The organism is Bacillus sp. cl96, assembly GCF_900100505.1.
Taxonomy (GTDB): Bacteria; Bacillota; Bacilli; order Bacillales; family Bacillaceae_G; genus Bacillus_A; species Bacillus_A cereus.
This window is the reverse complement of sequence record NZ_FNDM01000001.1, coordinates 651131-664955: the sequence shown is the minus strand read 5'-3', so window position 1 is coordinate 664955 and position 13825 is coordinate 651131. Positions and strand designations below refer to the sequence as shown.

The following is a 13825-nucleotide window of genomic DNA, read 5'->3' as shown; positions in this document are numbered from 1 at the left end:
TTATATTTGTATGTGAAGAAGGTACTACTAAGGATGTAGTACCTTCTCCTTTTATAATGAATCGCATTTTAAGACGTGGATGGCTGTATCCATAACTTCGCAAAATTTGCCCAACCGAATGAATCAATTGTTACGTTTTTTAAAGAAGAAGGGTATGTTTTTCTTTTTAAAACGTGATAGTTAAATAAAATGATGTATTCTGCTTGTAAAAACTCTTCAATCTCATACATGAGTTCATAACGCTTTTCTTTATTTTCTTCTAGTAAAAATGTATCTAGTAAACAGTTAATTTGTTTTTCGTAGTGCGGGTCTATGAACCGATTTACGAAGCAACTTTTATTTTTAAATACATTTAAGAATGCAATTTCATGATTGGCAGCAAAGACTTCTCCCATGAAAATAATATCAGCATGTTTATCAATAGAGCGATCCATATAATCTGAAACGGGAAATGGGTGAAGCGCTACTTGTATACCTAAACTTTCACATCGTTCTTTTAAGAAATATGCATCATTTGCACTATCTTTAAATGCGAAGAAGTAAATATGTATCGTTTCTCCATTATATGTACTCTTTTTCAAATACTCTTTTGCCTTTTCTAAAGAGTAGGATCTTCTTGTTGCAAGGCGGCTTCTATCAGGGAAGAAGCTTGATGCAGCAATTGTCCGTCTACCCTCTATGTTACGAAGTATCATTTCAACATCATATAGTTCTCTCCAAGCTTTTCGAAAGTAAATGTCGTGATGAGGACCAGGTTTTTTAAAGTTGAAGCTAGCATAAATACAACCTATTTCTTCTATTTGTATATCATGCCTTTCATTTTCCTCTTCGTTTGGTAGTTCATAATCAGCATCTATTTGCACATGGTCAGGAATACCCCAAAATTCAATACGGTCTAATAACGCGCGCTCTTTAAAATAATGGGTGAACGCTTCGAGTACGATATTATCTTCAGAGTAATGAGCAAGTTTGAAAGGTCCAGTACCTATATAATGATGATTTTGAATACTCGTATCACGCGGTAAAATTGCGAGCTGCATGGAACTTACATAGTGTAAGAAAAATAAATTTGGTTTTGCTAAATGGAATCGAATTTGCAGTGGTGATGGTGTTTCAATTTGAATAATTTCTTCTGTTAACCATTCGAAAGGGGATTGAACTTGTTTTAGTCTTTCAAATGAAAATTGTACATCTTTAGAAGTTAAAATTGTTTCGTTATGAAAATATATATCTTTTCGTAAATAAAAGGTCCACGTAAGTCCATCTTCACTTAATTCCCACGTATGCGCAATGTGAGGCTCCATTTTTTCAGTAACATCGTTATAGACGACTAACGTATCAAAAATTTGACTCGTAAGATGGCTCTCTGTAGTTACAGCCACAAAAGCCGGATCTAATGGGAATATCTTTCTCGATATAGGAATCTTTAATACGTCGTACATATCATTTGAAGGTTCGTATCCAAAATGATGATGTAGTTTATTTTCTATCTTTTTTTGAAGTGCAAGGGGTAGAGGTTCTTTTAAAAGAAGAAAAACATCCTTTAATTTTTCTTGCGCTAACAGTTCATCTGTATAGGATTCAATCGCTTCTACGAAATTATGTATAAATAGAATTTCCGTTTTATTTCCGCGGCCTCGCCCTGGAGTCCAGCTAATTAATTGTTCCTCGCTCATTTTCTTTAATAAAATCTTTACGTTTTTCGTACTGCAATATAAAACATCCGCTAATTCTTGTAAGCTATTTTGTATATGTTTTTGATCTTGTGCATGTAGTCTTAGTCTAATGTAATAGTCCATAATTTTCATATATACACTTCCTTCTATCTATAAAAGGGGAAACTCTTTAGAATATTCTAACCTTTTTCTTCCTTTTTTTCAAAGTAAAATAAGTAAGCATAAGGAGGAGGAAACAATGGGATTTTGGAGTATGCATCGAAATATAAAAATTAGAATTATAACTTCGTTTTTAACACGTACTGTGTCCACGATGATTTTTCCATTTATGGCGATTTATTTTTCAATAAAGTTAGGTAGTGCGATTGCTGGTGCTTTACTACTCATTAATGTCATAGCTTCATTAGTAATTGGTTTATACGGTGGATATGTTGGGGATCGGCTTGGGCGTAAAAAGGTTATGATTATCGGTCAAAGTATACAAGTCATTTCTATTGCTTGTATGGGAGTTGCGAATTCGGATTATGTAGATTCACCGTGGTTAACATTTATCTTTATGCTAGTGAATAGTTTAGGATCTGGACTTATGAATCCTGCGACAGAGGCGATGTTAATTGATGTGAGTACACCTGAAAATCGAAAAGTAATGTATAGCATTAATTATTGGGCTATTAATTTATCCATTGCGATTGGAGCAATATTTGGTGGGTTACTATTTGAAAACTATAGATTGCAATTGTTTATCGTATTAACGCTTGTTGCAATTATTACTTTATATGTGATGACTGTATATATGGAAGAAGTGTATGTAGTGAGAAAAACAGTAGAGAAGAAAAATGTATTAAAAGGTATGGCAGATAGTTATAAAGTCGTGATGAAAGATAAAGCATTTTTAATTTTTTGTGCAGCGAGTATATGTACATTGTCTTTAGAGTTTCAAATTAATAATTATTTAGGTGTTCGCTTGCAGAAGGAATTTGAAACGGTGCACTTTTTATTCGGGAATGGTATTACGTTTGATTTAACAGGGATTCGCATGCTGAGCTGGATTTCTGCAGAGAATACAATTTTAATTGTGTTATGTTCAGCACTTCTTATTAAAATGCTGAAAAGCTTCAACGATTTGAAAATCTTATATGTAGGTTTATTCATTTATACAATTGGATTTACAATACTCGGAACGAGCAATAGCTTATGGATTTTATTAATTGCAGGGCTTTTCCAAACGGTAGGTGAGATGATGTATGTGCCAGTGCGTCAATCTATTATGGCAGATATGGTGCCAAATGAGGCAAGAGGTTCTTATATGGCGATTAACGGAATGGTCTTTCAAGTGGCAAAAATGAACGGGGCATTAGGTGTTATGCTAGGTTCATTTATTGCCTCTTGGGGCATGAGTGCTCTGTACTTTATCGTTGGTATGAGCAGTATTTTACTATTTATGAAAGCGATAGGGAAAGAGAAGTATGAGGATGAGAGAAATGTTTCTCAAATTGGATGAAACTATATAAAAAGCGAACCAGTTATACTGGGATTCGCTTTTTATATAATTTTTAGAACGGATCAACTTCAGCTAAATTTGGAGTAGTACTAGGCTGTAGCAAAAGATTTTTTAATGTGCCTACTTCAGAAAGCGTTACTAATATGTAGCCACTAATCAGTACAATTAGCCCAATAACGCGTAACGTTTGTAAGCTCACTTCATTATTATTCGTTTCCGTTGGATTTGGGGGCGTTGAAGGTGGATTGTTATTCATAAATAAGGCTCCCATCTTTTGTATTTATATATGTGCGAAATCATTATTTAACTTATGGATAGGAATTATATAGTCATTTTCACTATATGAGAACTGCCTATGAAAAGTGATAAGGAATTTTTGGGCGAGAAAAAGGGGGAATCCAAAAGATTATTAAAACTGAACTTTTGGATTCCCCTCTTTTTATTTATCTTGCTATTTGTGGTGGTCGGATTGCCTGTAAACGACCAGTTGGTGGGGGCTAATTAATCAGTGGGGGATGAATAAAACCTCACTGATTAACTATTTTCATGTAAATAAAAGGAGGTTAGTTATCCTAATATACGCAACGATTCTTCAATAAACGCTGGGATGTCCTCTGGCTGTCTACTTGTTACTAGCTGATTTTGACATACGACAACCTCTTTGTCATGAAAGTTCCCGCCGGCATTTTTTAAATCGACTTCAATAGATTTATATCCAGTTACATCACGTCCTTCAAGTGTTTGTGCAGTGATGAGTAGCTGAGGTCCGTGACAAATAGCGAAAACGGGTTTGTCCGCATCCATAAATGCTTTACTAAAGCGAACAAAACGTTCATCTGCACGAAGTATATCTGGGGAGAACCCGCCTGGTATGAAGAGGGCATCAAAGTTTTCTGGAGAAACATCGTCAATACTTTTATCAATTACGACTTCACTTTTTCCTTGTTTACCGTGTACCGTTTTCCCTTTTTCCATTTCAATAGTTGTTAATTCATATCCCTTTTGTTTAAAAGCTCCTACTGGCTCTGTGTATTCTGTGTCCTCGAAATAATCCGTTATTAAAATAGCAATTTTTTTACTCATTCTAATCCGCTCCTTATATTATATTATCGGTTCCAGAATCTTCCTTGGGCAATACCTTCTATAAATGATTCAATTGAAGTGTTTGTTAAGTTATAAACTCCTGCTCCATCTAATTTAATTTTACTATTGTCCAAAGCATGAGGATTACTAAGGACATGAGCTATCGGTTTAAAATGTTTAAAAGTAGTTTCTGTAAATTCTAAAACAGGGGGGTGAATGACAGACTCACTACTAAACACTAATACTGCATCAAAAAGCGAAGAGTCTGTTGTTGTATAAGTATCAGTTACTTTAATGGAATCATTGAAATGATAAATTTTATTATCTATGATGCTATAGTTCATTCGGTGCTGTGCAAAAGCTTGAATCCATTCGGACAGAAGGGAGACGCTTGGGTCACCATTTAATAGAATTGCGACATTTTTAGAATCAGATTTAAAAATAGTATTGGACATACTTAGTGCAGGTGATTTTGCATCTGAATTTACTTCGTGATTTTCTTTAGGTAAAGGAGCTCCAACAATGTTAGCGACTTCTTGTGCTAATTGACGATCGACGTGGTTTAGGAGAGCAATTACATTTGTCTTCACCATGTCTGATTTACACTTCCCAACTTCAAAGCAAAAAGCTTCTTTTAGGTGCTGCTTTTCAATAGGGCTCATACTATTGTAGAAAAGTTTAGCCTGAGAATAAAAGTTAAGAAAGCTTTTACTACGACCTCTAATTTTATGCCCATCAATCTTTTCTTGATAATGTTCATATCCTCCTTGTTCGGCTTGGACGGTTGCAGGTTGATTGTTATTTAATCCGTTAGGATGATAGCTTGTTTGACCGCGATGAATCTGCATTTGATGCATACCATCACGTTGATTATTATGAAAAGGACATACGGGTTGATTGATAGGGATTTGATGGAAATTAGGGCCCCCTAAACGAGATAATTGTGTATCTGTATAGGAGAATAATCTTCCTTGCAGAAGAGGGTCATTTGAAAAATCAATACCTGGTACGACATGACCAGGGTGAAAAGCTACCTGCTCTGTTTCAGCAAAGAAGTTATCAACATTTTTGTTCAATGTCATTTTACCAACTAATTTTACGGGAACTTCTTCTTCTGGCCATAATTTCGTTGGATCTAAAATATCAAAATCAAATTTATGTTCATCTTCTTCTGGAATTAACTGTAATCCAAGCTCCTATTCAGGATAATCCCCTTTTTCAATTGCTTCGTATAAATCTTGACGATGAAAATCAGGATTTTTCCCAGCAATCCTTTGAGCTTCATCCCATACTAATGAATGAACCCCAAGGGTAGGTTTCCAGTGAAACTTTACGAAATGGGCTTTTCCTGCTGTGTTAATGAGTCGAAATGTGTGAACTCCAAAACCTTCCATCATTCGTAAACTACGCGGAATAGCTCGGTCGCTCATTTGCCACATGACCATATGAGTGGACTCAGGATTATGCGCAACAAAGTCCCAAAAGGTATCATGAGCGCTAGCTCCTTGAGGAATATCATTATGTGGTTCTGGTTTAACTGCATGGACAAAATCAGGAAATTTAATAGCATCTTGGATAAAGAATACGGGCATATTATTACCCACTAAATCATAGTTTCCTTCATCTGTATAAAATTTTGTGGCGAATCCGCGTACATCTCTTACTGTGTCGTTGGATCCTTTAGAACCTTGAACGGTTGAGAACCGTACAAATACAGGTGTTTTCTTTGAAGGATTAGTAAGAAAATCTGCTTTCGTATATGCTTCTAACGATTCATAAAGCTGAAAATAACCATGAGCGCCAACTCCGCGTGCATGAACAATCCTTTCAGGAATTCGTTCATGATCAAAGTGGGTCATTTTCTCGCGAAAGTGGAAATCCTCCATTAAGGTTGGGCCTCTTAAGCCCATCTTTAAAGAAAATTCATCCTCGGCTATTTTTACTCCTTGGTTTGTTGTTAAAGCATGTTTGCGTTGATTATCCGTAACATGGTGCTTCAATTGCTCCATTTTTTTATTCACAATATAGGCCCCTCCTTTACTTTGTTAATTTAATAGATACCCTTTTTATTAGGACGTAAACATGTATTATAATTTTTGTATGTAAAAATCATAATACATTGGTTGTGCTGGTGATTCTTGTTTAAGGAAGAAAAATAAAAAGGCCAAGGAGAAAGTTTATTTTCTCCTTGGCTTTTAAGATAATTCTTTTCGTTAAAATGCGGAAATTCTTTGCTTCGTTTTTGGTACAATAATAAATTTGATCCAGAGTAACCCGACAATCATAATGATAAGGATATGTAAAAATTGACCTGTAGCAATGAGTATAACACTCGAAAATACAATGAGTTGAATACTTAGCAATATAAAGATTAAGTGAAGAAATTGCTTCATCCTTTCTTCAGTATGGATTGGATATAATGCTACAATAATATTTCCCGAAAAATATTTCCACAGGGAACGGAGCTGCATAGAAATCATATATAGAACGATGTAAGCGATAGCGCCTTTTACGTATATGTTTGGTATAAAATATAAGGCGAAGGCAACGATCAATCCTAAGCGAATATATATACCGAAATAATCATTTCCACGTAAAAATGCTAATGTATGTAAATAGAAGAAAGTTGCTCGTTTTTTATGTAATAAAGGTTCAATCCAATTTGTAAGCCATTTTCTTTTATTTACTTGTTTATTCAGTTGCGGAACATCTGTGAAAATGCTAGCAAATTGATAAAAACGAACGTTCATTTTTTCTTCTTGCTCGATTATGTAATCCCACGGTATTCGTTTTGTAGGCTGTTTTTTCGTATATAGAAGTAGGAAAGCAAGTAGTAAGAGTAGTCCGCCCAATATGAGAACATTTGCGGAATAAAACAGCATGTAAATGATTAGGGCGTTACAAGTAATACGAATGATTAGCCATATATTTTTTTCGTGACTATCACGCCACATCCAATGTATGTACATGTTCCAGGCTTTCGTAATCATTAACACGATAAAGATTGTACATAAAAAAGGTACAGTTAATTGCAATGATTGCATAGCAAGTGGAACGAGAATAAGGAACGTAAATAATAATGGGAAAAGCTGCATGATGTAATTGTATAGAAGAGATTTTTTAAAATAAGATGTTAATTTCTCTTCTAGTGCTAGTAAATAGACAGCATCAGGTTTTTGAATAAATGTACGGATAGGGCATCTCGTTATAATGAATGTAAGTACAATCGTTATAATTATTAAAGATATTCCTTTAGAAGGAGATGCTTTTAGAAACTGAGCATAATAATATGCACCAACGCATGAAATAAAGATAAAGCTATATAGTAAACCGTTAATCATACGTGCAAAGTATGTAATGATATTTTGAATATGTTGTTGGAAGCGACTGCTCCATAGCGATTCGATTGACATGTTTTTCACCTCTTTATTCTATTATATATGTTTTACAAAAGAAAAAACGAGCAAATTGCGTTATGCAACTTGCCCGTTTTTCTTTTCGTTATTTTTTTTCTGATCACGATTCATTAATGGATAGAAAGCAAATCCGATTACGAATAAACCAATTCCGAGAAGGAACGTTTTTATATCGGATGCGCCCGTTTTAATAACCCATAGTGCGTAGCAAAGTGCGATAACTGCGACTATGCCATCTGTAATTCTTGCCCGCATTTCATTTTTATATGTTTCACCAGTTGCGACTAGTTTTAACTGGAAGATTGGTGAAACGAGATATGGAATGAGGTAGGCCAGTGTCGATACGGTAATAACGAATGTATAAGCTTCCGCAATGGTTCCTGATAATGTTGAGAATAGGAATACTTGCGACATAATGTTTGTTAATCGTAATGAGTAAATTGGACTTCCTTTTTTATTTGTTTTTGTGAAGAAGGAAGGGAAGAAACCTTCTTTTGCTGCTTGATAAGGTACTTCTGAGCTTAATAAAATCCAGCCTAAGATAGAACCGAACAGGGAAGTAAGAGCAAGTAATGCCATCAGTTTCCCGCCGCCGTGACCCATTGCAGCGTTTAGTGCATCTGCTAATGGACGTTCAGAAGCTTGTAATTTATCAACGTGAAGTACACCCATTGTTAAAATTGTGATTCCTAAGTAGATGGCAACTGTAATAAGTAATCCCGCAACTGTTGCGCGTTTTACCGTTTTTGGAGAAACAGCACGGTTTGATAAAAGAACAGCTGATTCAATTCCGATAAACGCCCAAAGTGTTGTAAGAGCAGCTAAATTCACTTGTGAAAGAAGACCGTGTGATGCCCCTGACTTATCAATCATCGGTGTATACCATTGTCCAAATTTAGAAGCTTCGAATGCAAATAACGTAACGACGATGAATAAAAGGAATCCAGTTACTTTCGTTGTTGTTGCTAAGAAGTTTAGTTTTCCAGCTCCGCTTACACCGTTTGTTAATATAATATGAGTTCCCCAAAGTAAGATGGAACAAATCGTAAATGTAATTAGTTTTCCGACTTCTACGTTAAACGAGCCGATTGAAAATAGTAGTCGCGTATCTTTCATAATTGGGAAGAAGAGTGATAAATATCCCGCAAATGATGTAATGATGGCAACGTTACTTGCCCAGTTTGCAACCCAATATCCCCATACCATACTGAAGCCAGCCATTTTTTTCTTTTTTGGTGTTGAGAATAAAGCATATGCATGACTTTGTGGCCCTGTCGTTAAATCAGGACGACGAATTGCTAAATTACCGAAAACAAGAGCTAGCATTAAAACACCGAACCCTGTAGTTAACCAAGCTAAAGTGACACCGAGTGGGCTTGCTGTTTGTGCCAACGTACTTGGCACCATGAAAATACCAGCGCCAACCATGTTACCGACAACGAAAGCTGTTAGTACCCAAAAGCCCCATTTTTTTTGTTGCATAGAAAATACCTCCAAAGTTAGTATAACCAAGTCAAGCGAGGAGATATGTATGTCTTCCTGAGTCAGGAAGAGAAGTCCCAAACAAAACAAAAAAAGCACGTAATTTGCCGCTACATGCTTTCTATCTTATAAGAAACCCACGACATACCTCTCGATAGCTCTCCACAAACGAAACGTTTGTGACAGTTCTGCACTTATTAAATGCAGACCCAGCAAGCGTGCATGGTGGACACGACTTACTTCGGCAACCATTCCTTTCTCATTCCTTCATCAATGCCACTACATCTCCTGAAATGATACTCTTAATGATTGCAACCTCTACCTCACCGAGATACGAATGAGGATTTAAATATTAAATTAACGTCTTTAAGAGTAACAAATGTATTTTTATACGTCAATGGATATAGTAATAATCAGATTATAGAGAAGAGTGTGTGATTAAAAGTAAGAGGGATTGTTATGTGATATTTGAATTTTCGTAATATAATACATGTTATTAGCGCTAGATGATTGAAAAGGGGATGAAGTAAATGTCTGTATGTCATAAACATTCAGTAATAGGTGTGCTAGATTCGGGAGTTGGGGGATTAACAGTTGCGAGCGAAATTATAAGACAATTGCCTAAAGAAAGCATTTATTATATTGGTGATAATAAGCGTTGCCCGTATGGGCCAAGAAGTGTAGAGGAGGTGCAATCTTTCGTATTTGAAATGGTTGAGTTCCTCAAACAGTTTCCATTAAAAGCGCTAGTCGTAGCATGTAATACTGCTGCAGCTGCTGCATTGACTGAGCTGCAAGAAGCACTTTCCATTCCAGTTATTGGCGTTATACATCCAGGAGCAAGAGCGGCAATTAAAGTAACAAAGAAAGAGAAAATCGGAGTAATTGGAACTGTAGGTACGATAAAATCTAATATGTACGAAAAAGCATTACACGAGCTTGATACATATTTGGAAGTGCATAGTCATGCGTGTCCGAATTTAGCTACAGTTGTAGAAAATCGATTAGAAGATATAGCATATGTCACGCAGCAAGTGAAACAAGCTTTACTTCCATTAACGAAAGAAGATATAGATACGTTAATTCTTGGATGTACGCATTATCCACTTTTAGAGTCCTATATAAAAAAGGAACTAGGAGAAGATGTAACGATTATTAGTTCTGCAGAAGAAACAGCGATAGAGTTAAGTACCATTTTACAGCACAAAGGAATTTTGTCTGACAATCTGAATCCGAAGCATCGTTTTTTTACAACGGGATCTGTTTTATCATTTGAACATATTGCTGAGCGATGGCTAGGGTATCAAATTTCTGTAGAATGTGTACATTTGCCTATGAAAAATGCGTGTATGCATAATTAAGATTTAGTAAATTACGTTTTTAAATAAATTAGGTTCGTTTCATAAGAAGGAAAGAATAAGCTTTTAATTGAAATGATTAAGGTCATTTTAATTAAAGGAGAGGTTTGATTATGGAATTATCAAGATCTCAATTATTTGCTTTGGAGTATATTTCAAAATATGCAGAGAACGAAAAACGTGAGGCTAAAGCAACGATTAATCATATACTTAAAATGTCTAATATTACAGATGAAATATTTGAAGAGGCTGTCGCTAATTTAAAATCTCACGCAAGGATTGCTTTACACTTTCATCCAGACAGACTAGATTCGAGTAAGAAAAGTGTTGCTGAAGCACTATTTGAGCAAGGAGTATATAAAAGTCAGTTTGAAACATTGCTATCTAATGGAAGCGTATCTGCTTATCCTGGTGGTGAACGTGACCTTTGGGAAAAGAGAATATTTGGAGGGGCATATCAATTAGAAGGCGTAACGAATGATCAACGTCCAAAATACGGAGCGCTAAATTTAATGTTACATCCAGATGGGCCGGCTCCGCGTTTTGGTTCCTGTTATTTTCTCTTATCTCCAAAAGTTTCTTCGCGTTCTACATATACATATTTAGATTCGCATCAAGATCCGAAAGAAAAGGGGACTTATGAGGAGTTTGATATGATTTTAGCTGCTCTTTTGGAAGAGACATTCGTAAGAGATTTTGCAATTGGTGAAGGAAATTTGACTCCAACAATATTAATTAATCATTTACTGGCTAATCTGAAAAGGCCGTTTATAGATGTAGTAAGCAAAGAGCCAGCCCATAATCTTAATCATTATATTGAAGCGCAGATTCATGGAGAGATTTCTCTAAAAGAAGACGTGGAAGCGCTTGTTGCAGATCCTTCATTTAAGGGTACGGATGTAGGAAGAGTTTTAGAAGAAATTTGCCTGAAGTATGCTATTGATTTGTATTGGCACATCGGTTTTGTACTTGCGGTAGACGAAGTTCCGATGGATTTTAGAGGTTCAAAAATGCCATCTTTAGCAAGACGCATTGCACGGAATCATTGTATCGATGCAAATATAATTGGCTCTGCTGTAGTGGATTTGAAACGCAATCCATTATCTTGGAGTGATCGTGGAACTTATGAAGAAGTGCTTCAGGAATTAAAATTATTATGGCATGTTTTAGTTCGATTTGGAAAACCAAATCGGAAGTAGAATGAAATACTCCATTTTTGGAAGTATTTATATAGAAAAGAAGCTGATCTATTTATAGATCAGCTTCTTTTTATAAGATTAAACTAAGTTTAATACAGTTACTTTTTCACGTGTCATAGACTCAAGGCTCTTACGAATACCTTGTGCGCCCATACCTGAACCTTTTACACCGATGAATGGGAAGTGGTCAGGGCCGCGCTCTGTGCGTCCGTTAATTTGAACAGAACCAGTTTCGATTTTGTTAGCAATTGCAAATGCTTTGTTAATGTCTTTAGTGAAGACACTTGCTTGCAGACCGAACTCTGATTTGTTAGCAATTTCAATTGCTTGTTCATCTGAAGAAACACGGATGATTGGAAGGATTGGGCCGAATGGCTCTTCCCAAGCAACTTTCATCTCTTCTGTTACGTGATCGATTAATGTTGGGTAAATTAAGTTACGCTCACGTTTGTTACCGATAACGATTGTAGCACCTTTTTCTACAGCGTCGTCAACTAAACCTTGAACGAAGTCAGCAGACTTGTCGTCGATTAATGGAACGATTGTGCTATCTTGTTCTGGAGATCCAACTGATAGTTCAGCTACTTGTGCTTTTAATAAGCTAACAAGCTCGTCCGCTACGTTTTCGTGTACAAGTACACGTTTAATAGCTGTACAACGTTGACCAGAGTAAGAGAATGCACCGCTTACGATATGGTTTGCAGCATCTTGTAAGTCAGCATCTTCACGAACGATACCAGGATCTTTACCACCAAGTTCTAATACAAGTGGAATCATTGAAGCTTTTTTCGCTAAATGTTTACCTGTGTTTGTACCACCTGTGAACGATACCATATTGATGCCTTCGTGCTCTACTAAGTAGTCACCAATTACAGAACCGCGTCCTGTAGCTACGTTTACAAGACCTTTTGGAAGGCCAGCTTTGTGGAGTGCTTCAACCATTTTAATACCACTAATTGCACCTTGAGTTGCTGGTTTGAAAATAACAGCGTTACCCATAATTAATGCTGGTGCAAGTTTTGCAGCAGATAAGTTTACTGGGTAGTTAAATGGTGCGATTGCTAATACAACACCAAGTGGTGCGCGTTGGATAATCGCAAGCTTAGATTTTGTACCGCCCGGGAAGCTATCGCCCATCATGCTTTCTCCGTGCATATGTAAAGCTTCTTCGATCGTGTAACGAATGAAGTCAGCTGTACGAACAACTTCTTTCTTCGCATCTTTATATCCTTTACCGACTTCTTTCATAATGATATCGGCAATTTCATCCTGCATATTTACGAGCTCATCAGCCCATTTATATAAGTATTTTGCGCGATCTTGTAGGGAAGCTTCAGCCCATGATTTTTGAGCTTCTTTTGCAGATGCAATTGCTTCATCTACTTCTCCGCGAGTAATTGCTTGTACTTGTCCAATTACTTCGTGTAAGTATGGAGATGGAATTTCGATTGTTTCTCCTGAAGAGCTTTCTCTCCATTCTCCGTTTAAATAAAATTTGTACGTATTGCTAGTTGTCATGATTAGTCCTCCTAAAATAGCAACTTGTAAGAGTGAGTATAAGGTGATTGTAGGGGGTTTGATAACATTTTTCAAATGAAATGTTTGTGAAAACGATTTCTTATTCTTTTTTTATTTTGTATGCCCTTTCTTACAGAACATTCCCTTATTTCAAAATGGTGTATCATATATTTTTATTTAAAGTGTGAAAAAATAATTGACAGAATACTCAATAAAGTTGTAAGATTATAAATGGAAAATAAATGAAAGGGGTGTGCGTAATGATTGTAATCGTAAATGTAATGGGCTTAGCTCTGTTAAATGGCAGAAAACATTCATATCATTACGCAACCCGTACGGATATATAGGGCATCTTTGTCTTATAAGAAGCGTACGTTGCGTATATCGTAACGTACGCTTTTTATGCATTCCTGTGCATATCGTCAAGCGGCGGTATGCTTTTTTTTGTTTATTTTCCCTTGTTTAGTTCCGATAAAAAACTTTGGAAGGTGGAAAAATGTGATGAGATTGTATGGGTTACGAAATGTAAATGTGATAGGTCTGGATAGTGGATAAAGAAATGAGAGGTAAACGAGAACGAGAAGGGAGAGGT

Annotated in this window: 10 protein-coding genes, 1 pseudogene and 1 riboswitch; of the genes and pseudogenes, 4 read left to right on the top strand and 7 right to left on the bottom strand. The window is 36.1% G+C overall.

The window, feature by feature from the left end; all coding sequences use genetic code 11:
• Positions 1-68: 68 nt before the first annotated feature.
• Positions 69-1808 (bottom strand): SgrR family transcriptional regulator, encoded by a 1740-nt coding sequence (locus tag BLT20_RS03660; protein ID WP_000699825.1) that lies wholly within the window; start codon positions 1806-1808, stop codon positions 69-71.
• Between the two features lie 106 nt (positions 1809-1914).
• On the opposite strand from BLT20_RS03660, the gene BLT20_RS03655 reads away from it, so the two are divergent.
• Positions 1915-3177, top strand: coding sequence for an MDR family MFS transporter (locus BLT20_RS03655; RefSeq protein WP_000508209.1), 1263 nt, complete (start codon positions 1915-1917; stop codon positions 3175-3177).
• Positions 3178-3229: 52 nt separating this feature from the next.
• Here the strand turns inward: BLT20_RS03655 and BLT20_RS03650 are convergent, their stop codons facing one another.
• A complete protein-coding gene (locus tag BLT20_RS03650; protein WP_001063866.1) occupies positions 3230-3433 on the bottom strand; it encodes a hypothetical protein in 204 nt (67 codons plus the stop codon).
• Between the two features lie 99 nt (positions 3434-3532).
• On the opposite strand from BLT20_RS03650, the gene BLT20_RS30475 reads away from it, so the two are divergent.
• Positions 3533-3682, top strand: coding sequence for a hypothetical protein (locus BLT20_RS30475; RefSeq protein WP_162900581.1), 150 nt, complete (start codon positions 3533-3535; stop codon positions 3680-3682).
• A 62-nt stretch (positions 3683-3744) separates the two neighbouring features.
• Here BLT20_RS30475 and BLT20_RS03645 read toward each other — a convergent pair whose 3' ends face one another.
• From BLT20_RS03645 to BLT20_RS03630, 4 genes and pseudogenes are all read right to left on the bottom strand, one after another.
• Complete coding sequence (locus tag BLT20_RS03645; protein WP_000037548.1) at positions 3745-4260, bottom strand: type 1 glutamine amidotransferase domain-containing protein; 516 nt, start codon at positions 4258-4260, stop codon at positions 3745-3747.
• Positions 4261-4283: 23 nt separating this feature from the next.
• Positions 4284-6281 (bottom strand): annotated as a pseudogene (locus tag BLT20_RS03640) (catalase).
• A 192-nt stretch (positions 6282-6473) separates the two neighbouring features.
• The gene (locus BLT20_RS03635; RefSeq protein WP_073339903.1) at positions 6474-7673 is read right to left on the bottom strand and encodes an ABC transporter permease; all 1200 of its coding nucleotides are present in this window, start codon (positions 7671-7673) and stop codon (positions 6474-6476) included.
• 60 nt (positions 7674-7733) lie between these two features.
• On the bottom strand, positions 7734-9158 hold the full coding sequence (locus tag BLT20_RS03630) for an amino acid permease (RefSeq protein ID WP_001186301.1): 1425 nt from the start codon (positions 9156-9158) through the stop codon (positions 7734-7736).
• Positions 9159-9305: 147 nt separating this feature from the next.
• A riboswitch (Lysine riboswitch) is annotated at positions 9306-9487 on the bottom strand.
• A gap of 201 nt (positions 9488-9688) precedes the next feature.
• On the opposite strand from BLT20_RS03630, the gene racE reads away from it, so the two are divergent.
• Positions 9689-10519, top strand: coding sequence for a glutamate racemase (racE, locus tag BLT20_RS03625; RefSeq protein ID WP_000109672.1), 831 nt, complete (start codon positions 9689-9691; stop codon positions 10517-10519).
• Between the two features lie 110 nt (positions 10520-10629).
• Positions 10630-11715, top strand: coding sequence for a DUF3626 domain-containing protein (locus BLT20_RS03620; protein WP_000423679.1), 1086 nt, complete (start codon positions 10630-10632; stop codon positions 11713-11715).
• A 78-nt stretch (positions 11716-11793) separates the two neighbouring features.
• On the opposite strand, the gene gapN is transcribed toward BLT20_RS03620, so the two are convergent.
• Positions 11794-13233: an NADP-dependent glyceraldehyde-3-phosphate dehydrogenase gene (gapN, locus tag BLT20_RS03615; RefSeq protein ID WP_000213634.1), complete on the bottom strand. Its 1440-nt coding sequence runs from the start codon at positions 13231-13233 to the stop codon at positions 11794-11796.
• Between the last annotated feature and the right edge of the window lie 592 nt (positions 13234-13825).

Excerpts from the sequence above, each read along its gene's own strand:
- BLT20_RS03660 (WP_000699825.1), bottom strand. The coding sequence starts at position 1,808 with ATGAAAATTATGGACTATTACATTAGACTAAGACTACATGCACAAGAT.
- BLT20_RS03655 (WP_000508209.1), top strand. The coding sequence starts at position 1,915 with ATGGGATTTTGGAGTATGCATCGAAATATAAAAATTAGAATTATAACT.
- BLT20_RS03650 (WP_001063866.1), bottom strand. The coding sequence starts at position 3,433 with ATGAATAACAATCCACCTTCAACGCCCCCAAATCCAACGGAAACGAAT.
- BLT20_RS30475 (WP_162900581.1), top strand. The coding sequence starts at position 3,533 with ATGAAAAGTGATAAGGAATTTTTGGGCGAGAAAAAGGGGGAATCCAAA.
- BLT20_RS03645 (WP_000037548.1), bottom strand. The coding sequence starts at position 4,260 with ATGAGTAAAAAAATTGCTATTTTAATAACGGATTATTTCGAGGACACA.
- BLT20_RS03635 (WP_073339903.1), bottom strand. The coding sequence starts at position 7,673 with ATGTCAATCGAATCGCTATGGAGCAGTCGCTTCCAACAACATATTCAA.
- BLT20_RS03630 (WP_001186301.1), bottom strand. The coding sequence starts at position 9,158 with ATGCAACAAAAAAAATGGGGCTTTTGGGTACTAACAGCTTTCGTTGTC.
- racE (WP_000109672.1), top strand. The coding sequence starts at position 9,689 with ATGTCTGTATGTCATAAACATTCAGTAATAGGTGTGCTAGATTCGGGA.
- BLT20_RS03620 (WP_000423679.1), top strand. The coding sequence starts at position 10,630 with ATGGAATTATCAAGATCTCAATTATTTGCTTTGGAGTATATTTCAAAA.
- gapN (WP_000213634.1), bottom strand. The coding sequence starts at position 13,233 with ATGACAACTAGCAATACGTACAAATTTTATTTAAACGGAGAATGGAGA.